Source organism: Microbacterium oleivorans (assembly GCF_023715745.1).
GTDB classification, from domain to species: domain Bacteria; phylum Actinomycetota; class Actinomycetes; order Actinomycetales; family Microbacteriaceae; genus Microbacterium; species Microbacterium oleivorans_D.
In genome coordinates this window covers 616,778-639,171 of the sequence record NZ_JAMBOV010000001.1, presented here as the reverse complement: position 1 = coordinate 639,171, position 22,394 = coordinate 616,778, and the positions used below count along the sequence as shown (strand labels likewise).

Annotated in this window: 19 protein-coding genes; 9 read left to right on the top strand and 10 right to left on the bottom strand. The window is 70.2% G+C overall.

From position 1 onward, the window contains the following. The first annotated feature begins 9 nt into the window (after positions 1-9). Positions 10-783, top strand: coding sequence for a DNA-formamidopyrimidine glycosylase family protein (locus tag M3190_RS02970; protein ID WP_251578153.1), 774 nt, complete (start codon positions 10-12; stop codon positions 781-783). Positions 784-794: 11 nt separating this feature from the next. Here the strand turns inward: M3190_RS02970 and M3190_RS02965 are convergent, their stop codons facing one another. After that, entirely contained in the window at positions 795-1,094 is a 300-nt protein-coding gene (locus M3190_RS02965; protein ID WP_251578152.1) for a putative quinol monooxygenase, read from the bottom strand. Beyond that, the gene (locus M3190_RS02960; RefSeq protein WP_439958003.1) at positions 1,094-1,753 is read right to left on the bottom strand and encodes a YitT family protein; all 660 of its coding nucleotides are present in this window, start codon (positions 1,751-1,753) and stop codon (positions 1,094-1,096) included. Before M3190_RS02960 ends, M3190_RS02965 begins: the two co-directional genes overlap by 1 nt. A gap of 102 nt (positions 1,754-1,855) precedes the next feature. On the opposite strand from M3190_RS02960, the gene M3190_RS02955 reads away from it, so the two are divergent. From M3190_RS02955 to M3190_RS02940, 4 genes are all read left to right on the top strand, one after another. Further along, entirely contained in the window at positions 1,856-2,263 is a 408-nt protein-coding gene (locus tag M3190_RS02955) for a transferase (protein ID WP_251578148.1), read from the top strand. Between the two features lie 66 nt (positions 2,264-2,329). Continuing rightward, positions 2,330-2,848, top strand: coding sequence for a thermonuclease family protein (locus tag M3190_RS02950; RefSeq protein WP_251578146.1), 519 nt, complete (start codon positions 2,330-2,332; stop codon positions 2,846-2,848). Positions 2,849-2,873: 25 nt separating this feature from the next. Next, on the top strand, positions 2,874-3,563 hold the full coding sequence (locus M3190_RS02945) for a LysR substrate-binding domain-containing protein (protein WP_251578144.1): 690 nt from the start codon (positions 2,874-2,876) through the stop codon (positions 3,561-3,563). 42 nt (positions 3,564-3,605) lie between these two features. After that, positions 3,606-4,331: a glutamine amidotransferase-related protein gene (locus tag M3190_RS02940; protein WP_251578142.1), complete on the top strand. Its 726-nt coding sequence runs from the start codon at positions 3,606-3,608 to the stop codon at positions 4,329-4,331. Between the two features lie 90 nt (positions 4,332-4,421). On the opposite strand, the gene M3190_RS02935 is transcribed toward M3190_RS02940, so the two are convergent. From M3190_RS02935 to M3190_RS02905, 7 genes are all read right to left on the bottom strand, one after another. After that, a complete protein-coding gene (locus tag M3190_RS02935) occupies positions 4,422-5,243 on the bottom strand; it encodes a tryptophan-rich sensory protein (protein WP_251578140.1) in 822 nt (273 codons plus the stop codon). A 76-nt stretch (positions 5,244-5,319) separates the two neighbouring features. Further along, positions 5,320-7,038, bottom strand: a complete 1,719-nt coding sequence (gene treZ, locus M3190_RS02930; protein ID WP_251578138.1) for a malto-oligosyltrehalose trehalohydrolase — start codon at positions 7,036-7,038, stop codon at positions 5,320-5,322. Next, on the bottom strand, positions 7,035-9,383 hold the full coding sequence (treY, locus tag M3190_RS02925; protein ID WP_251578136.1) for a malto-oligosyltrehalose synthase: 2,349 nt from the start codon (positions 9,381-9,383) through the stop codon (positions 7,035-7,037). Before treY ends, treZ begins: the two co-directional genes overlap by 4 nt. After that, a complete protein-coding gene (glgX, locus tag M3190_RS02920) occupies positions 9,383-11,593 on the bottom strand; it encodes a glycogen debranching protein GlgX (RefSeq protein ID WP_251578134.1) in 2,211 nt (736 codons plus the stop codon). The genes treY and glgX overlap by 1 nt, the downstream gene beginning before the upstream one ends. A 69-nt stretch (positions 11,594-11,662) precedes the next feature. Next, positions 11,663-12,139: a glutaminase gene (locus tag M3190_RS02915; protein WP_251578132.1), complete on the bottom strand. Its 477-nt coding sequence runs from the start codon at positions 12,137-12,139 to the stop codon at positions 11,663-11,665. Positions 12,140-12,144: 5 nt separating this feature from the next. Then, positions 12,145-12,828 carry a GTP pyrophosphokinase gene (locus tag M3190_RS02910; RefSeq protein ID WP_251578130.1) on the bottom strand — a complete coding sequence of 228 codons (684 nt, stop codon included), beginning with the start codon at positions 12,826-12,828 and terminating at the stop codon, positions 12,145-12,147. A 9-nt stretch (positions 12,829-12,837) separates the two neighbouring features. Then, positions 12,838-13,860 carry a LacI family DNA-binding transcriptional regulator gene (locus tag M3190_RS02905; RefSeq protein WP_251578129.1) on the bottom strand — a complete coding sequence of 341 codons (1,023 nt, stop codon included), beginning with the start codon at positions 13,858-13,860 and terminating at the stop codon, positions 12,838-12,840. Between the two features lie 151 nt (positions 13,861-14,011). Here M3190_RS02905 and M3190_RS02900 point away from each other — a divergent pair, with 151 nt between their 5' ends. From M3190_RS02900 to M3190_RS02885, 4 genes are read left to right on the top strand one after another with little or no spacing between them, the layout of a single operon-like run. Continuing rightward, on the top strand, positions 14,012-15,301 hold the full coding sequence (locus M3190_RS02900) for an ABC transporter substrate-binding protein (protein WP_251578127.1): 1,290 nt from the start codon (positions 14,012-14,014) through the stop codon (positions 15,299-15,301). Positions 15,302-15,303: 2 nt separating this feature from the next. Continuing rightward, entirely contained in the window at positions 15,304-16,317 is a 1,014-nt protein-coding gene (locus M3190_RS02895; RefSeq protein WP_251578125.1) for a carbohydrate ABC transporter permease, read from the top strand. 8 nt (positions 16,318-16,325) lie between these two features. Beyond that, entirely contained in the window at positions 16,326-17,201 is an 876-nt protein-coding gene (locus tag M3190_RS02890; protein ID WP_251578987.1) for a carbohydrate ABC transporter permease, read from the top strand. Between the two features lies 1 nt (position 17,202). Then, positions 17,203-19,494 (top strand): beta-glucosidase, encoded by a 2,292-nt coding sequence (locus M3190_RS02885; protein ID WP_251578123.1) that lies wholly within the window; start codon positions 17,203-17,205, stop codon positions 19,492-19,494. Positions 19,495-19,549: 55 nt separating this feature from the next. Here the strand turns inward: M3190_RS02885 and M3190_RS02880 are convergent, their stop codons facing one another. Beyond that, positions 19,550-22,294 carry an alpha/beta hydrolase-fold protein gene (locus tag M3190_RS02880; RefSeq protein WP_251578121.1) on the bottom strand — a complete coding sequence of 915 codons (2,745 nt, stop codon included), beginning with the start codon at positions 22,292-22,294 and terminating at the stop codon, positions 19,550-19,552. Between the last annotated feature and the right edge of the window lie 100 nt (positions 22,295-22,394).

Below are 22,394 nucleotides of genomic sequence, written 5' to 3'. Positions count from 1 at the left end.
GGAGGCCGAATGCCCGAGGGCGACACCGTCTTCCGCGCCGCGCGAAAGCTCCACGAGGCACTCGCGGGTCACGAGGTGACCCGTTTCGAGGTGCGCGTCCCGCGCAGTGCCACCGTGGACCTGCGCGGCGAGACGGTGCGCGAGGTCGTCCCCCGCGGCAAGCACCTGCTCATGCGCATCGGCGGGCAGACCCTGCACTCGCATCTCAAGATGGAGGGCCGCTGGCACGTCTACCGCCCGGGACAGAAGTGGCGCGCGCCCGCCTTCCAGGCGCGCGCAATCGTCGGCACGAGGCCCGCGGATGCCGTCGGCTTCGAGCTCGCCATGGTCGAGGTCCTGCCGACCGCCGATGAAGGCCGCGTGGTCGGTCATCTCGGGCCGGACCCGCTCGCCGCGGACTGGGATGCCGCCGAGGCGGTCCGCCGGGTCTCGGCCGACGAGCGCGCCATCCACGTCGCGCTCCTCGACCAGCGGAACGTCGCCGGGTTCGGGAACGAGTACGCCAACGAGCTGCTGTTCGTGCGCGGGATCCGTCCCACCGCCCTCGCCCGCGACGTGGACGTGGCAGGAATCATCGACACCGGGGTGCGGATGATCCGCGCCAACCGCGACCGGCAGGGGCGGACCTTCACGGGTGACAACCGCCCCGGCAAGCAGACGTGGGTCTACGGGCGCGGCGGCAAGCCGTGCCGTCGGTGCGGCACCCTCATCCAGGGCTCCGAGCTCGGCGCCCGTGCGACCAGCGAGCGGGTCGTCTTCTGGTGTCCCGTCTGCCAGCCGTGACGCGGTGAGGCTCACTCCTCGGGCGGCAGCCCCTCGATGCGGTAGCGCCGTTCGATGCCCGCCGTCGCGCGACCCCACTCGCTCTCGACCGTGCGGCGTTGATGCTCCCGGAACGCCTGCGCGTCGGTGAAGAGCTCCTCGACCGACCAGGCGCGACCTCCGCCGAGCGGCGTGATCTCGAAGAGCAGGCACCCGGGTTCGGCCCGCGTGCGCTCGATGTGCGCGTCGAGGTGGCGACGCACGGCATCCGCCTCTTCCTGCGTGTGACAGATCATCCGGCCGGACAGGCGGACTCCTCCGATGTCGACCATCAGTGACCGATGTACCGGCCGGGCCGGTGGTTGAGGGCGAGCACGAGATTCAGCACGACGGCCCCCGCAGCGCTGAGCAGGACGTTCTGCCACGGGACGACGAGGAGGGCGAGCAGGATGACGAGGACATCGAAGACCATCATGGTCCACCCGACGCGGATGCCGGTCGCATCCTGGATGATCAGCGCCACGACGTTGACGCCGCCGAGGCTGGCGCCGTGGCGGAAGACGATGAGCAGCCCGATGCCGGCGAGCAGGTTCCCGGCGACGGTGCCGAAGATCGGGTCGATGCGCTCGACGACGAAGAAGTGCTCGATGAGCACCGAGAACCCCGAGACGGCGCCGATGCAGACCAGGGTGCGGAGCGCGAAGTCCCAGCCGCGCTTCCAGACGGCGAGGACGCCGAAGGGCAGGTTGACCACCGCGAACAAGGCCCAGAAGGGCCACGAGACCGCATAGTTCAGCAAGAGCGAGAGGCCCGCGGTTCCGCCGGTGACCGCGGTGCTGAGGTGCAGCAGGAACAGGCCGAGCGAGACGGTGAAAGTGCCCGTCGCCAACCCCACGACGTCGTCGAGCCATGAATGCGGGGCGGCCTTCTGCTCGAACACGAGCGACGGACCTGTCTCGGGGGCGTCGGAGTCGATCGGGTCTGCGGGCACGGTCACCGAATCAGGTTACCCAGCGGAGGTCAACCCCATGATTTCGGCGCTGTCGGGGGAATGAAATGCCTTGTGGGACGTTGTATCCGTCAAGGAGGACCCGTGGGCAAGAATTACATCGACATCGAGAACGACCGAGGCGAGACGCTGCGCTACCGCAAGCACGCCAACGGCCGTGGCTTGATCGCGAACGGAGCCAAGGTGCACCCGAGCGCGGTCGTCGAAACGGGCGCCTACGTCGAACCCGGAGCGCAGATCGCTGCGGGGGCGCGGATCGGACGCGGCGTCTGGATCGAACCCGACGCCATGATCGGCCCGAATGCCGAGATCGCCCCTCACGCGCACATCGGCCCGGGAGCCGCGATCGGCGCAGGCGCGAAGATCGGCGTGCGCTGCTTCGTCGGAGCCGGCGCTCGAGTGGCGAGCGAATCGCTGATCGGCGACGACGAGAGCATCGGCGACGGCGAACGAGTGGCCACCGACCGTCGCGGACTGCGTCTGGCAGCCTGACATGATCGCACGACCCGACCCTCACCGGTCGGGTCGTCTGTCGTCGGGTGCGGTTAGCCTCGGCGGGTGAGTGTTCGCCGTCCCCGTCGCCTTCTCCCCGCGGTGGTGGTCGTCGTTCTGCTGATCCTGGGGTTCTGGGTCGCGTCGTCCGCCCTCCCCGCCGAGGACCCTGCCGGCGTTCCCGAGGGTGCCGTCTCCTACACCGTCGAGCGGATCGTCGACGGCGACACGATCGTCGTGCGGGACGGCGGAGCCTCGGTCCGCGTCCGCCTGATCGGCATCGACACCCCCGAGGCCCGGCCCGAGCCGGAGTGCGGAGCGGATGCCGCGACCACCCGGCTGCGCGAGCTCGCTCCCGACGGGAGCCGGCTCTGGATGACCGCGGATCGTGAACCCGTCGATCGGTACGACCGGGAGCTGCGCTACCTGTGGACTGCCGACGGCGTCTTCGTGAACGAGGCGCTCGTCGCGGAGGGGCACGCCGAGACCCTGCGCATCCCCCCGAACACGCGGTACGCGACGGTGTTCGCCGACGCCGAGCGGACGGCGAAGGCGGAGCGGCTCGGCCGGTGGGGATCGTGCTGAGGCCCGCGCGGCTACGCTGACAGGCATGGCGACACGCGGAGGACCCCAGCGCAGGGGCGCCCGTCCCGCACCGTCGCGGCAGCGCCCGAAGCCCCAGCCCGCTCCTGCACCGCCGCCGCCCCCGGCGGGCCCGTTCCGGCTGGGAGCCGTCGCCGGCGCGACACCCGGCAAGTGGATCGACGTGTGGAAGACGCGGATGCCGCGCACGCCGCTCGAGCTCGTCCCCCTGCTCGGGGCGGAGCAGCGCGCCGCGTTCGTGCGCGGCGAGGTCGACGCCGCGATCGTGCGCCTGCCGATCGATCGGGACGGGCTGCATGTGATCCCGCTCTACGAGGAGACGACCGTCGTCGTGTGCGCGGTCGACTCCCACCTGACCGCGGCGGACGAGCTCACCTCCGAAGACCTCGCCGGCGAGGTGCGGATCGTCCCGCTCGACGATGTGCTGGCCTTCGACGTGCCGGGCACCGAGGCGCCGCGTTTCGCGCCGCCCGAGACGACGGGTCAGGCGATCGAGACCGTCGCCACCGGCGTCGGGATCGTGGTCGTGCCCATGTCGCTCGCGCGCCTGCATCACCGCAAGGACGTGACGTTCCGGCCGCTCGCCGGAGCCCCGGCATCCGCTGTCGCCCTCGCCTGGCCCGCCGACGCGACGACCGAGCTCGTCGACGTGTTCGTGGGCATCGTCCGGGGCCGCACCGCGAACTCCTCGCGCTGACACACGACGTTCCGCCTCCGACCGGGCATTTAGACTGGGGGGATGGCTCCGCTCGTCTACCTCTGCGTGCGCCCGCAGGTGGATGCCGCGGACGGCGAGTACGCGTCGTTCCAGCACGCGATGGGCGTCGACGACGCGGGCCTCGAGCGCTGGAACCTGGTCGAGGACGCTCTTCCCGACGACGCCTTCGATCGCTGGCGCGGCTTCGTCGTCGGCGGGAGCCCGTTCAACACGACGGACGCCGACGACACCAAACCCGTCGAGCAGCGGCGGATCGAGACGGGACTCGGCGCCGTCGCTCGGGCGGCTGCGTCCGGCCGGACGACCGCGCTCTTCACCTGTTTCGGGATCGGCGTCGCGTCGCGCGCGCTGGGCGGCGAGGTGACGCGGGACTACCCGGAGAGGACGGGGCCCACCGGCATCCGCCTCACCGAGGAGGGGCGACGCGATCCGCTGTTCGGCGACCTGGCCGCGGAGTTCAGCGCGCTGACGGCGCACAAGGAGGGCATCTCGCGGTTGCCCGAGGGAGCCGTGCTGCTGGCGACGAACCACGACTGCCCCGTGCAGGCATACCGGCTCGGTCATCGGCTCTACGCGACGCAGTTCCACCCGGAGCCGACCGGCGTCGCCTTCACCGAGCGCATGACGATCTACCGCAACCACGGCTACTTCGACGCGAACGACTTCGACGCCGTCGCCGCACGCGTTCTCGCCGCAGACCTCGACGAGCCGCAGCGCCTGCTCCGCCGCTTCGCCGCGTCGTTCTGACCGGGTCGCGCGACGTCCGCACGACGGCTGGTGCCGGTGCGCACCCGCGAGCCGCGTGAGACGACACCGGCCCCGCCGGTCGTGCGGACGTCAGGCGCGGGCGAGGGCGAGTTCGCCGCGTCGTCCGCGGATCCAGAGTGCGATCGGGACGAGCACGACGACGGCGGCCGCGACGAAGGCCGCGATGGCGATCGGGGTGGACTGCGGCTCGCTCGCGGTGCGGGCGACGCCGATCCAGAGCAGCCCCCACGCCGAGGCGAGAGCCGGTGCGAGGCGGCCGCCGGTGCCGATCGCGCTGGCCGCGGCGACGAGGGCGACGACGATCAGGACGGCGACCCCCCACGCATTCGCGGCCTGACCCCACGACTCGGGGGCGACCTCTGCCGCCAGCCAGGCCGTCATGTTGGCGACCGTCGCGACCGTGACCCACCCGAGGTGGAGCCCGACGGTGACGTCGGTGAAGAACGTCTCGGCCACCGTCCGCGGCGGGCTCAGGACGAGCAGACGCATGGTCCAGCCGAGCGCGGCGAGAAGCGCGGCGATCGTGACGACGGTGAGCAGGAGCGTGGTGTACTGCGCCGCGAGCAGCCACAGACCGTTGAGGACGGCGGTCAGCGCGATCGGGTAGCCGACGCGACGCTGGCGCTCGCTGCCGCGCTGCGAGGGCAGCGCCTGCCACACCGTGTACGCGATCATGAAGGTGTAGATGACGCTCCAGATCGAGAACGCCGAGCTCGCCGGCGCGAGCACGGTCGAGGTCGCGGAGAGCGCACCGCCCTGCAGATCCTGCACCGGGGTGCCGCCGAAGACGCCCGAGCCGAACAGCGCGGCGATGATCATGAAGGTCACCGCCGAGATGACGACGACCTGGCGCGTGAGGTCGGAGGAGCGGGTTGCGGTGGAGCTCGTCATGGCGTCACGGTACGTCGCGACGACGCGGCGCAGCGAGCTCTTGACAGTCGGATGCCGGGGCGCAGGCGCCGCAGCATCACTCCCCGATGACGACGGCCGAATCCGGCGCGACGACCAGCCGGTCGCCCTCGTGCCCCGGCTCCGCGGAGGCGATCCAGACCTCGCCTCCGGGGACATCCCACGGCTCCGACGACAGGTTCACGACGACGCGGGCCCCGCCTCGCCGCAGCACGTAGCGGTGACCCGACGCGGTCGGGAGCACCTCGGCGTCCCGCCCACCCGGACCCGGGTGCGTCAGCTCCGGTCGTGAGCGCCGCAGATCGGCCAACCGCCGGTACAGATCCAGCAGGCGCGCGTGGTCACCGACCTCGGCCTCCGACCAGTCCAGCTTCGACCGCTCGAAGGTCGCGGGGTCGTTCGGATGCGGCACGACGGATTCGTCCCAGCCCATCTTCACGAACTCCTCGATGCGTCCCTTCGCGGTCGCCTCGGCGAGTTCGGGTTCAGGGTGCGACGTGAAGAACTGCCACGGCGTGGACGCGCCCCACTCCTCCCCCATGAAGAGCATCGGCGTCCCCGGCGCCGTCAGCGTCAGCACCGCCGCCACCGCCAGACGATCCGTCGACAGCGTCGCCGTCAGGCGATCTCCGGCCGCGCGGTTGCCGATCTGATCGTGATCCTGGGCGTAGGTGACGAGCCGCCAGGATGCCGACTGCTCGGGCACCGGCTTGCCGTGGTCGCGCTCGCGGAACGACGAGTACGTCCCATCGTGGAAGAAGCCCTTCGTCCACACCTTCGGCAGAGCCTGCGGGTCGGCGAAGTCCTCGTAGTATCCGACCGCCTCGCCCGTCAGCGCGACGTGCACCGCGTGATGCCAGTCGTCCGACCACTGCGCGGTGAGGCCGTACCCGTCCGCCTCTCGCGGCAGGAACATCACCGGATCGTTCATGTCGCTCTCGGCGATGAGCGTCAACGGCCGCCCGACGTGCGCGCTCAGCGCGTCCGTCCGCTCGGCGATCTCCTGCAGGATGTGCGTCGGCTGCGCGCCCGACTCGTGCAGGGCGTGCACGGCATCCAGCCGCAGACCGTCGACGTGGAAGTCCCGCATCCACATCAGTGCGTTGTCGACGATGAAGGAGCGCACCGCCGCCTCGTCGAGGTTGAGGCTGTCGCCCCACGTGTTCCGCGACCCGTCACGCAGGTACGGGCCGTACTCGGGCAGGTAGTTGCCGCTCGGGCCCAGGTGGTTGTAGACGACGTCCTGGATCACCGCGAGGCCCGCGGCATGTGCGGCATCCACGAAGCGCTGATACGCGGCGGGGCCCCCGTAGGTCTCCTGCACGGCGTACCAGAGCACGCCGTCATAGCCCCAGTTGTGCGTGCCGTTGAAGGCGTTCACCGGGAGCAGCTCGATGTGCGTGACGCCGATGTCGATCAGGTGGTCGAAGCGATCGATCGCGGCATCCAACGTCCCCTCGGGGGTGAAGGTCCCGAGGTGGAGCTCGTAGATCAGCCCGCCGGCGAGCTGCCTCCCGGTCCACGCCTGATCCGTCCACGAGAAGGATCCCGCGTCGAACCACGCCGACGCCTCGTGCACCCCGCGAGGCTGCCGACGCGACCGCGGATCCGGCCGCAGGTCGTCGCCGTCACCGAGGACGAAGCCGTACTCGTCGCCGTCCGCGAGCGCGACGTCGGCCCGCCACCATCCGTCGCCCGCCGCCGTCAGCGCGACGTCTTGCGCTCCGGGACGGCGCAGCCGCACCCGCTCGACGCGCGGAGCCCAGACCTCGATCACGATGCATTCCCCTCGATGTCGTCCGCCGGCGCCAGCAGCGCGACGGGGTAGGTGTCCAGCAGATCCGCGAGGCGCACACGCCCGCCCTCGATGCGCCGGCCGGTGAGCACGTCGACCAGCCCTTCAGCACGGGTCAGCAGTTCGGTGTCACCCCAGCCACCCCGGCGAGCCAGTCCCGCGGGTAGGCGGGTCGCCACGGCGACGACGCCGCCGCGGTCGAACGCGACAGCGTGCTCGGCCGCCTCCCCCGCCGCCGCCATCGGCGTGTAGCGGGTGAACAGCTCGGGATGATCGCGCTTCAGCCGCAGCGCACGGGAGACGACCAGGAGCTTCGCCGCACCGGAGCCGTCGATCGGCGGCATCCATCCCTCATCGAGCCGCGCCAGCAGCCGGCGCCGCTCGGCGAAGTCCACCTCCCGACGGTTGTCGGGGTCGACGAGCGAGTGGTCCCACAGCTCGGTGCCCTGGTAGACGTCCGGAACGCCCGGGCCTGCCAGCTGCAGCAGCTTGAGCGACAGCGAGTTCGACCGGCCGAACTGCGCGATCTCGTCGACGAACCCGTCCACGATCGGCCGGGCGTCGCCGAAGGCGGCGTCGACGAGGTCGTGCATCTTCTCCTCGAACGCCTCGTCGGGCTCCGACCAGGTCGTGCTGACCCCGGCTTCACGCGACGCCTTCTCGGCGTAGGCGTGCAGTCGCTCCCGCGAGGCGGGCCAGGCACCGACGATCGCCTGCCACAGCAGGTTGTCGAACGGACCGTCGCCGGTCGACGAGATCTCGCGCAGCGCGCCCAGCACCTGGGTCCACCGCTCCGGCATCTCGGCCAGCACCGACAACCGCGCACGCACGTCCTCGCTGCGCTTTGTGTCGTGCGTCGAGAGCGAGGTCATCGCCGCCGGCCACGCCGCCTGACGGTGAGCGGATGCCGCATGGAACCCGCCGGCGTCGACCGCCCACTCGGTCGGGTCGCCGCCCACCTCGGTGAGCGTGCCCAGCCGGGTGAAGCGGTAGAAGGTCGTGTCCTCGACGCCCTTCGCCATCACCGGACCGGTCGTCTGCATGAACCGGCGCGTGAACTCCGCCTCCGGCGCCGCGACGAGCCGGGCGGAGATCGCCTCGAACGCCTCCGCCAGCTCGGGTCGTCGCGACGACGCGAGCGCGACCGCGGCGTCGACCTCCTCGGCCCCAGCCGGAAGGTAGGCGCGGTACACCGGGAACGCCGCCAGCAGCTCGGCGAGTGCGTCGAGCCACTGCTCGTCGTTCGCGCCGCCGCGCTCCTCCGTGGGGACGAGCGCCGCGAGTCGCAGCACCTCGGCGTGCAGCCCGTCGGTCGCCCAGGCGAGCTTCGCCTCGTGCATCATGTCCGCGTAGTCGACGGCCTTCCCGTCCCGCAGCCGGGTGTCGAGGGCGGTCAGCCCCTCCTCCCCGGCGGGGTCGATCAGCACGCGGTCGAGGACCGCCATCGCGTCATACCCCGTCGTGCCCTCCGTCGCCCACCAGGCGGGCAGCTCCTCACCGTGCTCGAGGATCTTCTCCACGAGCACGTAGGCGCCGCCTGTGGCGTCCGCGAGCAGGTCGAGGTACCCGCCCGGGTCGGACAGGCCGTCCGGGTGGTCGACGCGCAGGCCGTCGGCGAGGCCGTCGGTGATCCACCGCACGATCTCGACGTGAGAGGCGTCGAAGACCGCCGGGTCCTCGACGCGCACCCCGGCGAGCGTCGTGACGGCGAAGAAGCGCCGGTAGTTCAGCTCCGCGTCGCCGCGCCGCCAGAACAGCAGCTCGTAGTGCTGCTGTTCGAGGACGTCGCGCACGTCGCCGGCGCCGGTCCCCTCCGCGAGCGGGAACTCGTGGTCGAAGTAGCGCACGACCCCCGCCGCGGCGTCGATCTCGATCTCGCCGTCGTCGATCGCCTGATCGAGTTCGCGCCCCAGGATGGGCAGCCGCACTCGTCCGCCGAGCGCCCAGTTGACGTCGAACGCGGCAGCGTGCGGCGACTCCTGACCACGGCGGAGCACGTCCCACCACCACGGGTTCTCGCGGGGATCGGAGACGCCTTGGTGGTTGGGCACGATGTCGATGAGGATGCCGAGGCCCGCCGCGCGGGCCGCCTCCGCGAACCGCTGCAGACCGTCCGGTCCGCCCCGCTCCGGGTCCACGACGGTCGGGTCGGTCACGTCGTACCCGTGGTCCGAGCCGCTCGTCGCCTGCAGGAGCGGCGACAGGTACGCCCAGTCGACGCCGAGGTCGCGCAGGTAGTCGGTGATCTCGGCCGCGGCATCCAGGTCGAATGCCTTGCGGATCTGCAGCCGGTACGTGGACCGGGGTGCGTTCTCGCGCCCGGGCATCAGTGGGGCAGCTCGATCTGCGGCGCCTCGGCCGGGATCACATCGACGGCGCCGGTCAGGGCGGCGAGCGAGGCGGCGACAGAGGGATCGGGTTCGACCGTCTCCTCCTCGTGGTCGCGCAGCACCACAAGCGCGCGCCCCCCGACCGAGACGGTCCCGCCCGGATCGACGATCGGCGCGTCCGCCGCACCGCCGGCGGTGTCGACGATGATCTCCCACCGCGGGCTCGCCGACGCCGTCGGCACCGTGAAATCGATCGCCTCATCGCCCGCGTTGAAGAACACGAAGAAGTGCCGGTCGTGGATCTCCTCACCGCGGCGGTCCCGCTCGCGGATGCCGTCGCCGTTGAGGAACACGCCGACCGCACGGCCGAAGCCGCTGTCCCAGTCCTCGGGCTGCATCTCGGAGCCGTCGGGGCGGATCCACGCGATGTCGGGGAGCGGTGCCCCCTCCTCGCGGCGCACCGGACGGCCGTCGAAGAAGCGGCGACGACGGAACGTCGGGTGATCCCGGCGCAGGCGTGCGAGCACCGAGGTGAACTCGATGAGCGGCTGGTCGATCGAGGTCCAGTCGATCCAGGTCAGCTCGTTGTCCTGCGCGTACCCGTTGTTGTTGCCGTTCTGCGTGCGGCCGAGCTCATCGCCGTGCGAGATCATCGGCACGCCCTGGCTCAGAAGCATCGTCGCGAGGAAGTTCCGCTGCTGACGCGCCCGCACGCGCAGGATGTCGGGGTCGTCGGTCGGGCCTTCGACGCCGTGGTTGTACGAGCGGTTGTGCGATTCGCCGTCGTTGTTGTCCTCGCCGTTGGCCTCGTTGTGCTTCTCGTTGTACGAGACGAGGTCGCGCAGGGTGAACCCGTCGTGCGCGGTGACGAAGTTGATGGATGCCACCGGCCACCGGCCGTCCTGCTCGTACAGGTCCGCCGAGCCCGTGAGGCGCAGCGCGAACTCGCCGAGAGTCGACGGCTCACCGCGCCAGAAGTCGCGGACGGTGTCGCGGTACTTTCCGTTCCACTCCGTCCACTGCGGCGGGAAGTTGCCGACCTGGTAGCCGCCGGGGCCGATGTCCCACGGCTCGGCGATCAGCTTGACCTGGCTGACCACCGGATCCTGCTGCACGAGCTCGAAGAACGCCGACAGGCGATCGACGTCGTAGAACTCGCGGGCGAGGGTCGAGGCGAGGTCGAAGCGGAACCCGTCGACGTGCATCTCGAGCACCCAGTAGCGAAGCGAATCCATGATGAGCTGCAGCGTGTGCGGGTTGCCGACGTTGAGGCTGTTGCCCGTGCCGGTGTAATCCGTGTAGTACCGCTTGTCGTCGTCCTCGAGCCGGTAGTAGGCGAGGTTGTCGATGCCGCGCATCGAGAGGGTGGGGCCCATGTGGTTGCCCTCGGCGGTGTGGTTGTAGACGACGTCGAGGATGACCTCGATGCCCGCGGCGTGCAGCGCGCGCACCATCGCCTTGAACTCCTGCACCTGCTGGCCGACGCCGCCGGCAGCCGAGTACGTGTTCTGCGGTGCGAAGAAGGCGATCGTGTTGTAGCCCCAGTAGTTGGAGAGGTCCTTCTCCTGCAGCGTCGAGTCGTTCACGAACTGGTGCACCGGCATGAGCTCGAGAGCCGTGACGCCGATCTTCTTGAGGTGCTCGATGACGACCGGGTGCGCGATCGCGCTGTACGTGCCGCGGATGTCTTCGGGGATGTCGGGGTGCGTCATCGTGAGCCCCTTGACGTGGGCTTCGTAGATGACGCTCTCGGCGTACGGCGTCTTCGGCTGGCGGTCGCCCTGCCAGTCGAAGTAGGGGTTCACGACGACGCCCTTCATCATGGCGGCGGCGGAGTCGTCGTCGTTCGTCGAGTCGGGGTCGCCGAACGTGTAGCTGAAGACCGACTGGTCCCATTCGATCTGGCCGTCGACGGCCTTCGCGTACGGGTCGAGCAGCAGCTTGTTCGGGTTGAACCGCTGACCGTTCTCGGGGTCGTACGGGCCGTGGACGCGATAGCCGTAGCGCTGCCCCGGCTGCACGGACGGCAGGTAGGCGTGCCAGACGAAGGCATCCACGTCGATGAGCTCGACGCGGGTCTCCTCGCCGCTCTCGTCGAACAGGCAGAGCTCGACCTTCTCAGCGCACTCGCTGAACAGGGCGAAGTTCGTCCCATTGCCGTCGAAGGTCGCTCCCAGGGGGTAAGCGGAACCGGGCCAAACCTGCATGCGTACTCCCGTGTTAGGTGGAAGGCCACAGTACCCAGGCGAGGTTTTCGGCTCGGGGCCCTTGACAGGTCAGCGCAGCGACAGCATGTCGTCGAGATAGTCCGCGAGCGGCCGCGGCGGCCCCGTCGTGCTCCACGCGACGTGGGGCACGCCGTCCACGCGCGACAGGATGCCGGAGCTCTCCCCGCGGTCGACGGCTGCGGCATCCATCTCCGTCCACCCCAGGTGCAGCACCTCGCCCTCGGCGAAACCGCCGCGGAAGGCCGCCGCCGCCCGCTCCGACCGCGCTCGCTGCGCCTCGGCGGTGTACCCGCGGACCGCGTCGTGCCGGGCCCGCAGCACCTCGCCGGTCGCGAACACGCGGTCGTCTCCGATCAGCAGGACGCCGACGTGCCACGCCTCGGTCACCGGGAGGATGCGCGGGGCACGACCGAGTCCGAGGATGCGGCGGTTCGCCGCCCAGTCGCCGAGTCGCTCCCGCGGCGAGCCGGCGAGCCGCGCGCGCGCCGCATCGAGCAGGCCGACCGTGGTCACGGCATCCGTCACCGTCGTCAGACGAGGCGGGTCGCCGTCGACGCGGCGCCGCCGCGGATCTGCTGGTGCAGCCGCGCCATGCGCGCGTCGAGCTCGGCGGCCGCGTCGGCGGCGTCCTTCAGCTGACCCAGGAGGTGCTCCGGCACCTGTCGCTCGTACTTGTAGTAGATCTTGTGCTCGAGGCTCGCCCAGAAGTCCATCGCGATGGTGCGGAACTGCACTTCGACCGGCACGTCCACGCGCCCGGTCGACAGGTACACGGGCACCTCGAGGATCGTGTGCAGGCTCTTGTAGCCGTTGCCCTTGGGGGTCGCGATGTAGTCCTCGACCTCGCGCACCGTGATGTCGTCCTGAGCCGTGAGCAGGTCGAACAGCCGATAGACGTCGCTGACGAAGCTGCAGGTGATGCGGATGCCGGCGATGTCGGTGATGTGCGCGCGCACGGAGTCGAAATCGGGCTCGATGCCCCGACGCTGGATCTTCTCGACGATGCTGTCGGGCGACTTCACCCGACTCGAGACGTGCTCGATCGGGTTGTAGTCGTGCATCTCATGGAACTCCTCGCGGAGGATCGAGATCTTCGTCTCGATCTCCTGCAGCCCGAACCGGTACTCCATGAGGAACCGCTGGAACTCGTCGCGCATCGCTCGGAGGGAGGACGCCGACACCGTGATCTGCTGCTCGTCGAGCGGAGTGGACATGCTGCGACGCTATCGGGAACCACTCTGAGCGTGCTGTGAGGGCGGCGCCGTCGTCGCGCGCGGCACGAGCGCCGTCGGCAGCCGCAGGTGCGTCGCCGCCGGGGTGGCCCCGCCCATGAGCTCGAGCAGCATCGTGACCGCTTCCGCACCGAGGCGCTGCATGGGCTGGCGCACCGTGGTGAGCGCCGGCTCCGACTGCGACGCGTCGGGGACGTCGTCGAAGCCGATGACCGAGAGGTCGTCCGGCACCGACAGGCCGTGTTCGTGCGCGACGCGGATGACGGTCAGCGCCGACACGTCGTTGGCGGCAAACACCGCGGTCGGCCGGTCGGCGCGACGCAGGAGGCGTGTCGCGGCTTCGCGCGAGATGTCCTCCACGTACTCCCCGACCCCCACCAGGGTCGGATCGAAGGGGATGCGGGCGTCCTCGAGCGCGCGGCGGTACCCGCCCTCGCGCAGCATCGACGACCGCAGGTCCGGGCGGCCCGCGACGAACCCGATGCGCCGATGGCCGAGAGAGAGGAGGTAGGCGACCGCGTGACGGGCGCCCGCGAAGCTGTCGGATTCGACGGTGGGGAGGTCGGCAGGTCCGGTGTGGGGGTCGATCGCCACCACCGGCACCTCCGCGCTCACGTTGACGACGGTCGGCGTCACCATGATCACGCCGTCGACGAGCGTCCCGCTCAGCCGGCTGAGCGATCGCCGTTCCCACCCCTGGCTCGACACCTGCCGCGACCCGCTGTACGCGAGCAGGTCGAGACGCGAATCGCGCAGCGCCGCCCCGACGCCCTTCAGAACCTCCGCCGAGAAGGGCTCGAAGTCCGCGACGAGCACGCCGACGACCCCCGTCCGACGTGCGCGCATGCTGCTCGCCACGAGGCTCGACTCATAGCCGAGCTCCTCGACGGCACCCAGCACGCGCTGCACCGTCGCCGGCGCGACACCGTAGCGACCGTTGACGGCTTTCGAGACCGTGGCGACCGACACACCGGCCGCCGCGGCGACATCGTGGATGGTGGTGCGCCTGCGCATGCCTCGAAGCGTAGCCCCATGGAAAACATTTTCGAAAACGTTTGACGCCGACCACAACAATTCCGACACTGGAGCAAGCCCGGCACGCACCGCCGGGACCACCCGCACCTCGACGACCGAGCGTGCACTCAATGAGGAGATTGGTGATCACATGAGGACCAGACGGTTCGCAGTGGGACTCGCGGCCTTCGCGGCGGCGACCCTCGCGCTCAGCGCGTGTTCGGCAGGAGGCGGCGGCGCCGGCGGGGGCGGCGACGTCGAGATGACGCTGTGGCAGAACTCGACCACCGGCCCGGGGCAGCAGTTCTGGAAGGACGCGATCGCCGCCTTCGAGGCCGAGAACGAGGGCGTCACGATCACGATGCAGTCCGTCCAGAACGAGGACATGGACGGCAAGCTCCAGACCGCGCTGAACGCGGGCGACCCGCCCGACATCTTCCTGCAGCGCGGCGGCGGCAAGATGACCGCGATGGTGAACGCCGGCCAGCTGATGGACCTCACCGACCTCATCTCGGACGACGTCCGCAGCGAGGTGTCGGAGGGCTCCTTCGCCGCGGAGACCTATCAGGACAAGGTGTGGGCGATGCCCCTCTCGGTCCTGCCGGGCGGCTTCTTCTACAGCCAGGACGCCTTCGACGCGGCCGGCATCGCCGAGAACCCCAGCACCATCGACGACCTCAAGACCGCAGTGGAGGACCTGAAGGGCACCGGGATCGCCCCGATCGCCCTCGGCGCCAAGGATGCCTGGCCCGCCGCCCACTGGTACTACTTCTTCGCCCTGCGCGAGTGCAGCCCGCAGGTGATCGAGGAGACCGGCGACTCGAAAGACTTCAGCGACGAGTGCTGGACGCGCGCCGCCCAGGACCTCACGGACTTCGCCGCCATCCAGCCGTTCAACGAGGGCTTCCTCACCACCCCCGCCCAGCAGGGCGCCGGCAGCTCGGCGGGCCTCATCGCCAACCGCAAGGCCGCGATGGAGCTCATGGGCGCGTGGGACCCGGGCGTGATCGCATCGCTCACCCCGGACGAGAAGCCCCTCCCCGACCTCGCCTGGTTCCCCTTCCCCGAGATCTCGGGCGGTGACGGCGAGCCCGGCTCGATGATGGGCGGCGTCGACGGCTACTCGTGCGCCGCGCAGGCGCCGAAGGAGTGCGCCGACTTCCTCAACTTCATCGCCGGCTCCGAGCAGCAGACGAAGTACTACGAGGCCTTCCAGTCGCCGCCGGTCAACTCGGTCGCGCAGGAGGCGGTCGAGGAGCCGTACCTGCAGCAGATCCTCGAGGCGTACAACAGCGCCCCGTTCGTCTCGCAGTGGCTCGACACGGTGCTCGGCCAGAACGTGGGCAACGCGCTGAACGTCGCGGTCGTCGACATGCTCGCGGGCAACAGCGACCCCGAGAAGTTCATCGCCGCCGTCAACGCCGCAGGCGCCCAGGGCTGAGCATGACCGTTCGCGAGATGTCCGTCTCGGACACCCCTGCTCTCGCGGCGCACGCCGGGGGCGGCGACTCGTCGCCCCCGGCACGGCCGCGGTCCCGCCGCCGGCGGGGCCTCGGCTGGTCGGGGCGCCTCGAGGTGCTCCTGCTCGCCGGGCCCGCCGTCGTCTTCTTCGTCGGGTTCGTGATCCTGCCGGTGCTGATGGCCGCGTACTACGGCTTCTTCCGCTGGTCCGGGTTCGGGCCCGCCACCGAGTTCGTCGGGCTGGAGAACTACATCACGATCTTCAGCGACCCGAACTTCCAGAGCGCGCTGCTGCACAACGCCTTCATCGTCGTCATGTCGATCGTCCTGCAGGGCCCGATCGCGATCCTGCTGGCGCTGCTCCTCAACCGCAAGATGCGGGGACAGTCCGTCATCCGGGTCCTCATCTTCGTGCCGTACGTCATCGCCGAGGTCGTCGTCGGCGCCGGGTTCAGCCTGCTGCTGTCGACCAACGGCGCCGCCAACGGGATGCTCGAGAAGCTCGGGCTCGGCGGGCTCGCGCAGGACTGGCTCGCCGACCCGGCGATCGCCATCTGGACCCTCATGGCGATCCTCACGTGGAAGTACGTCGGCTTCGCCGTCATCCTCTTCCTCGCCGGGCTCCAGGGCATCCCCGAGGAGCTCTACGAGGCGGCCGCGATCGACGGCGCGTCGTACTGGCAGATCCAGCGCCGCATCGCGCTGCCGCTGCTGGCGCCGACGCTACGCATCTGGGCGTTCCTGTCGGTCATCGGTGCCCTGCAGCTGTTCGACCTCGTGTACATCATCTGGGGGCAGTACGTCTCGTCCGTCGCCGGCACCAACACGATGGCGATCTACATGGTCGTCACCGGCCGCAACGCCGGGAACTTCGGCTACGGCAACGCGGTCGCCGTCGTGATCTTCGTCATCTCGCTCATCGTCGCGCTCTTCTATCAGCGCTTCGTGCTCCGCCGCGACACGGCAGGGGCGATCACAGAGAGGGGTGTGCAGTGAGCGCCACCATGACCCTCGTCACGGCACCGCCCGTCGACACCCGCCCGCGGCGCGCGCCGAAGAAGGCACTGCCGTGGGGCTCCCCCGTCGTCTACTTCGTCGCCCTCGTCGTCATCGCCCTCATGCTCGGGCCGGTGATCTACATCATCCTGGGCGGCTTCCGATCGAACTCCGCGATCACGGTCGACCCGGCGGGCTTCCCCGACCCGTGGAACGTCGAGAACTACGTCGGCGTGATCACGAGCGGTCAGTTCTGGGGCCAGGTCGGCAACTCGACCACGGTCGCCCTGGCCACGACGATCGGCGCGGTCGCGCTCGGGCTCGCCGCGAGCTACGTCATCGCGCGCTACAGCTTCCGCGGCCGCGGCGCGCTCTACGCGCTGTTCGCCTCGGGGCTCATGTTCCCCATCACGGTCGCGATCACCCCGCTGTACATCGTGATCCGATCGCTCGGGCTCATGAACTCGTTGCCGGGGATCATCCTCCCGCAGATCGCGTTCGCGCTCCCGACGACGATCATCATCCTGGTGCCGTTCCTGCGTGCGATCCCCGACGAGATCCAGGAGGCGGCGTCGATCGACGGATGCAGCCGACTCGGGTTCTTCTGGCGGATGGTGCTGCCGTTGGCCGTCCCGGGCGTGATCACCGTCGGCATCCTCGCCTTCATCGGCAGCTGGAACGCGTATCTGCTGCCGCTGTTCATCCTCAACAACGAGGCCTCGTTCACGCTCCCGCTGGGCGTGCAGGCGTTCTCGTCGCAGTACTCCGTCGACACGGCGCGCGTGCTGGCGTTCACCTCGCTCTCGATGCTCCCGGCACTGCTGTTCTTCAGCCTGTTCGAGCGGCGCATCGTCGGCGGCCTCACCGGAGCCGTGAAGGGCTGACATGACGGACACGACCGGGCGCGCTTCGGCGCGCGTGCGCGAGCTGCTGGCGCAGATGACCCTCGAGGAGAAGGCGGCGCAGCTCGTCGGCTACTGGGTCGACCAGGGCGGCGAGGTCGTCGCCCCGTTGGCCGACGAGATGGTGACGACGACCAGGTACGCGGATGCCACGACCCACGGCCTCGGCCACCTCACCCGGGTCTACGGCACGCGCCCCGTCGATCCGGTCGAGCGGGCCGCGTGGCTGTGGCGGGAGCAGCGGCGCCTGCAGACCGAGACACGTCTCGGCATCCCCGCGATCGTCCACGAGGAGTGCCTGACCGGCCTTGCGGCATGGCAGGCGGCGACCTACCCCACCCCGCTGGCGTGGGGAGCCTCGTTCGACCCCGATCTCGTGGCCGACATGGCCGTCGCGATCGGCGAGTCGATGCGGGAGCTCGGCGTGCACCAGGGCCTCGCCCCCGTCCTCGACGTCATCCGCGACCCCCGGTGGGGACGTGTCGACGAGTGCATCGGCGAGGATCCGTACCTCGTGGGCTCGATCGGGACGGCGTACGTCCGCGGACTGCAGTCGACCGGGGTGGATGCCACGCTGAAGCACTTCGTCGGGTACTCGGGCTCGCAGTCCGGCCGCAATCACGCGCCGGTCCACGCGGGCCCCCGTGAGATCGCGGACGTCTTCCTGCCGCCGTTCGAGATGGCGCTGCGCGACGGCGGCGCGCGGTCGGTGATGAACAGCTACGCCGAGATCGACGGCGTCCCGGTGGGGGCGAACCCGCACTACCTGGACGAGGTCCTGCGCGGCCGACTGGGCTTCGAGGGGCCGGTCGTGGCGGACTACTTCTCGGTCGCCTTCCTCCACTCGACGCACGGCGTCGCCGCCGACCTCGGAGAGGCGGCCGAACTCGCGCTGCGGGCGGGCATCGACGTCGAGCTGCCGACCCTCGACGCCTTCGCCGGTCCGCTGCTCGAGCGGATCCGCTCGGGGGTCGCCCCGGAGGGGATCCTGGACCGCGCCGTGCTTCGCGTGCTCGCGCAGAAGGAACGACTCGGCCTGCTGGACGAGGACTTCACACAGCCGCCCACGAGCATCGACCTCGACGACCTCCGGCACCGCGACCTCGCACGGCGACTCGCCGCCGAGTCCGCGGTCCTCCTCTCCAACGACGGCACCCTCCCGGCCACGGCGCCCGCGCGGATCGCGGTCCTCGGCCCGAACGCCGACTCGTCCGAGGCGCTGATGGGCTGCTATTCGTTCGTCAACCACGTCCTCGCCCACCACCCGGGAACGCCCGCGGGCATCGAGATCCCGACCGTTCTCGATGCCCTGCGCGCCGAGTATCCGGCCGCCGAGATCGAGGCGGTCCGTGGCTGCGACGTCGAGGGCGACGACGAGACCGGCATCGCGGAGGCCGTGGCCGCGGCATCCCGCGCCGACCTCGCGATCGTGGTGGTCGGCGACCGCGCGGGCCTGTTCGGCCGCGGCACCGTGGGCGAGGGCAACGACGTCGACGACCTGGAACTGCCCGGCGTGCAGCGCCGCCTCGTGGAGGAGGTCGTGGAATCGGGCACGCCGGTCGTCGTGCTCATCCTGTCGGGGCGTCCGTACGCGATCGGGTGGGCGCTGGACGGCGCCGGGCGCCCGGCATCCGTCGTGCAGTCCTTCTTCCCGGGCGAAGAGGGAGCGGACGCGCTCGCGGGAATCGTCTCGGGCCGCATCACCCCCTCGGGCCGGCTGCCCGTCTCGCTCCCCCGCTCGGCCGGTGCGCAGCCGTTCACCTACCTGCACCCGCGGCTCGGCGGGGCGAGCGACATCACCAGCGCGGACCCGACGCCGGTGCGACCGTTCGGCTTCGGCCTGACCTACACGACGTTCGCGTACGAGGACCTGCGCGTCGCCTCGCACGCCGGAACCGGCGACGGCGTCACGGCGACCGTGACGGTGCGCAACACCGGAGCGGTCGCAGCGACCGACGTCGTGCAGCTGTACGGCCACGACGTCGTGGGGACGACGACGCGCCCGGTGGCGCAGCTTCTCGCGTACCAGCGTGTGCCGCTGGGGCCGGGCGAGACGGCGATCGTGGAGTTCCGCGTGCCGCCGACGCGACTCGCCTACACCGGCCGGGACGGCGTCCGCGCGGTGGAACCGGGCCGAGTGGACCTGTGGGTCGGGACCTCCAGCGCCGAACGCCAGGCAACCGCATCGGTCGAGTTCACCGGCGAGGCGTACGCGGTCGGACCGGACGACGCACGACTCGCGACGGCATCCGTCCTCGAGGCCGCCACGCTCTGATCCGCACGCGCGACGACGCCCTCCCCGAGAATCGAGGAGGGCGTCGTCGTGTGCGTCAGTTGAGGACGAACGTGTACGAGGCGGTGTTGCCCGCCACGTCGTGCACGATCATCTCGTTCTCACCGGCGACGGCCCCGAACTGTCCAGGACGGATGCCGTTGACGTCGGACCAGCGGTTGTTCGTCAGGTCCTTCGTGACGCCGTTGATGACCACCTTGTCGACTCCCACCGCGTCGTACAGCTTGTAGCTGACGAGGTCCCACGTGTCGCCGGCACCCGCGACCGAGTCCGGTTTGACGGTGGCCGTCGGCGCGTCGACGTCGACGGTGAACGCGAACGTCCCGGTCTTCGAGACGTTCCCGGCGGTGTCGCGCGCGTTGTACTTGACGGTGTAGTCACCCGAGGCGAGCTCGACCGTGGCGGTGTGGGTGCCGCGCTCGGCGCCGCCCACAGCGGTCTGCGTGCTCTTCACGAGCGTCGAGCCGCGGTACACGTTCGCCACGATCCGGTCGAGTCCGCCGACGTCGGCGGCGTCGACCCGCAGCTCCACCTGGCGGAACGGTCCGGCCCCCGTCGGCGACACCAGGGTCGCCTCGGGGCGGACGGTGTCGGCCGGCAGCGACTGGAACAGGCGCGGGGCGAAGTCGATCAGGTTCTGCTGCCACACATCCCAGCCGTGCGGACCGACCGTGACGCCGTTGAACTCGTAGTCGATACCGAGTTCGTCGAGCACCGGCAGCGAGTTCACGACGGCACCATAGGTGAAGTCCGTGATGTCGCCGGTGTAGAGGCGGTACAGCTCCGTGCCCTCGTTGATCGCGTCGACGTCGACCCCGGCGGTGCCGCCGAAGCCGGCGGCGAAGGTGCCGATCCACGCGAACTCGCCCGGGTGCGCCTTCAACATCCCGACGGTGCGGGCACCGCCGGCAGAGAGCCCGGCGAGCGCACGCTTGTCGGGATTGGCGCTGACGTTGTACGCGTCCTCGACGGCGGGGACGACGTTCTCGCGGATCTCCCGGTTGTAGTCGCTCACGTTGCCGTTGGGCATGACCACGACCATGTCCTCGAGGTCACCGTCCCGTGACAGGTTGTCGAGGATCTGGCGCGCGCGCCCCATCTCGACCCAGTCGGTCCAGCTCTGCCCACCACCGTGGTTGAGGACGAACATCGGGTACGGCTCGGCGCGGTCGGCGTCGTAGCCCGCCGGCGTCCAGACGTAGGCGCTCCGCTCCTGGTTCGCCACCGCGCTCGGGTAGGTGAGCACGTCGAGGTCGCCGCCCTCCCCCGCGGGCACATCGGCCAGCAGTCGAGACCCCTCGCCGGGGACGAGGAAGGTGCTCCACGCCGGCTCCGAGGTGACCTTGGTCGGGTTGGAGGCGTCTTTCACCGACTGCCGGTCGACGATGAACCGGTAGTGGTAGAACTTCTCCTCCAGCGGCCCGACGGTCGCCCGCCAGCGGTCGCCGACCTTGTTCATCTCGACGCGCAGCCAGCTGCCGCCGGGAGCCCAGTTGGCCCACACCGACACGTAGTCGGCATCGGCGAACTCCGTCGTCGTCTCGAAGGTCACGAAACCCTCGTCGTCCTGGAAGGGCGTCGGGGTCGTGCCCGCTGCGGGCGACTCGAAGCGCTCGGTGAGGGCGGTGTGACCCTCACTCATCCCAGCGTCCCCGCCGGCGCCGCCGAACAGCCGCGGTGCGAAGTCGCGGAGGTTCTCCTGCCAGGCGTTCCAGTTGTGCCCCGCGTCGGGGTTGACGCCGTCGAACTGATAGTCGAGGCCCAGCTCGTCGAAGGCCTTCAGCGAGTCGTGCACGTCGTTGTAGGCGATGTCCGTCTTGTTCCCGACGTAGACGCGGAACAGGTCCGTCCGGTTGTTCATCTTCTTCACCGGGATGTCGTCGAGCTCGCCGAATCGTCCGGCTCCGAAGGTACCGATCGCGGAGAACTCGCCCGGGTGCTCGCTGAACACCTCGAACGCCTGACCGCCTCCCATCGAGAGGCCCGCCAGCGCGCGCTTCTTGGCACTCGGCGACACGTTGTAGGCGTCCTCGACGGCCGGCACGATGTTCTCGAGCAGCTCCTCGGAGAAGTCGGAGACGTTGCCGTCGCCCATGACGACGAGCATGTCCGCGAGATCGCCCTCCAGCCAGAGGTTGTCGAGGATCTGCTCGGCGCGACCCACTTCGACCCAGTCCCGGTCGCCCTGTCCGCCGCCGTGCTGCAGGTACAGGACCGGAAGCTTCTTGCCCTTCGCCTTGTACGTCGGGGGCACCCAGACCAGGGCCTCGCGCTCCTCGTCGGCAACGGCGCTCTCATAGGTCAGCGTCTCGATCGTGCCGGCCTCCTCGGCAGGCTCCGCCAGCCACTCGGCTGACTCGCCGGGGATGAAGAAGGTGCTCCACTCGGGCTCGGACGTGACCGCGGTCGGATTGGAGCCGTCCTTGAACACCTTCGAGTCGTCGCCGGTCACCTGGTAGTAGTACAGACCCGGTTCGAACGGACCGTAGGTGGCGGTCCAGTTGGCACCGCTGCGCTGCAGCCCGATCTGCGCCCAGTTGTGGCTGGGGCCGAAGTTGCCCTCGACCACCACCTGGGACACAGCGCCGATCTCCTGCTGCACGGCGGCGTCGGGGACGGCGATGCGCAGATAGCCGTCGTCCTGGACCGTGATCCAGGCGTCGGCGGCGACCGCCGGTGACGCAGCGACGACGCCGGTCAGCGCCAACGCACCGCCGGCGACCATCGCCGTGATGCGTCCTCCGAGCCGGCGCGATCGCCGACTCCGGGATGTGATCTCCATCGATACTCCATCTCATCGTGGTGGCCGCGCGCGTCCGACACCTGGGGAGTGGCAGCGCGGAGGACGGCCCTGGGGATGCGGATCCACGGCGTCAGGTCAA

What these genes read in the sequence shown, in the direction of transcription:
- M3190_RS02970 (WP_251578153.1), top strand. Translation starts at nt 10, where the DNA reads ATGCCCGAGGGCGACACCGTCTTCCGCGCCGCGCGAAAGCTCCACGAG.
- M3190_RS02965 (WP_251578152.1), bottom strand. Translation starts at nt 1,094, where the DNA reads ATGGTCGACATCGGAGGAGTCCGCCTGTCCGGCCGGATGATCTGTCAC.
- M3190_RS02945 (WP_251578144.1), top strand. Translation starts at nt 2,874, where the DNA reads ATGGCGACACGCGGAGGACCCCAGCGCAGGGGCGCCCGTCCCGCACCG.
- M3190_RS02940 (WP_251578142.1), top strand. Translation starts at nt 3,606, where the DNA reads ATGGCTCCGCTCGTCTACCTCTGCGTGCGCCCGCAGGTGGATGCCGCG.
- M3190_RS02935 (WP_251578140.1), bottom strand. Translation starts at nt 5,243, where the DNA reads ATGACGAGCTCCACCGCAACCCGCTCCTCCGACCTCACGCGCCAGGTC.
- treY (WP_251578136.1), bottom strand. Translation starts at nt 9,383, where the DNA reads ATGCCCGGGCGCGAGAACGCACCCCGGTCCACGTACCGGCTGCAGATC.
- glgX (WP_251578134.1), bottom strand. Translation starts at nt 11,593, where the DNA reads ATGCAGGTTTGGCCCGGTTCCGCTTACCCCCTGGGAGCGACCTTCGAC.
- M3190_RS02910 (WP_251578130.1), bottom strand. Translation starts at nt 12,828, where the DNA reads ATGTCCACTCCGCTCGACGAGCAGCAGATCACGGTGTCGGCGTCCTCC.
- M3190_RS02905 (WP_251578129.1), bottom strand. Translation starts at nt 13,860, where the DNA reads ATGCGCAGGCGCACCACCATCCACGATGTCGCCGCGGCGGCCGGTGTG.
- M3190_RS02900 (WP_251578127.1), top strand. Translation starts at nt 14,012, where the DNA reads ATGAGGACCAGACGGTTCGCAGTGGGACTCGCGGCCTTCGCGGCGGCG.
- M3190_RS02895 (WP_251578125.1), top strand. Translation starts at nt 15,304, where the DNA reads ATGACCGTTCGCGAGATGTCCGTCTCGGACACCCCTGCTCTCGCGGCG.
- M3190_RS02890 (WP_251578987.1), top strand. Translation starts at nt 16,326, where the DNA reads ATGACCCTCGTCACGGCACCGCCCGTCGACACCCGCCCGCGGCGCGCG.
- M3190_RS02885 (WP_251578123.1), top strand. Translation starts at nt 17,203, where the DNA reads ATGACGGACACGACCGGGCGCGCTTCGGCGCGCGTGCGCGAGCTGCTG.
- M3190_RS02880 (WP_251578121.1), bottom strand. Translation starts at nt 22,294, where the DNA reads ATGGAGATCACATCCCGGAGTCGGCGATCGCGCCGGCTCGGAGGACGC.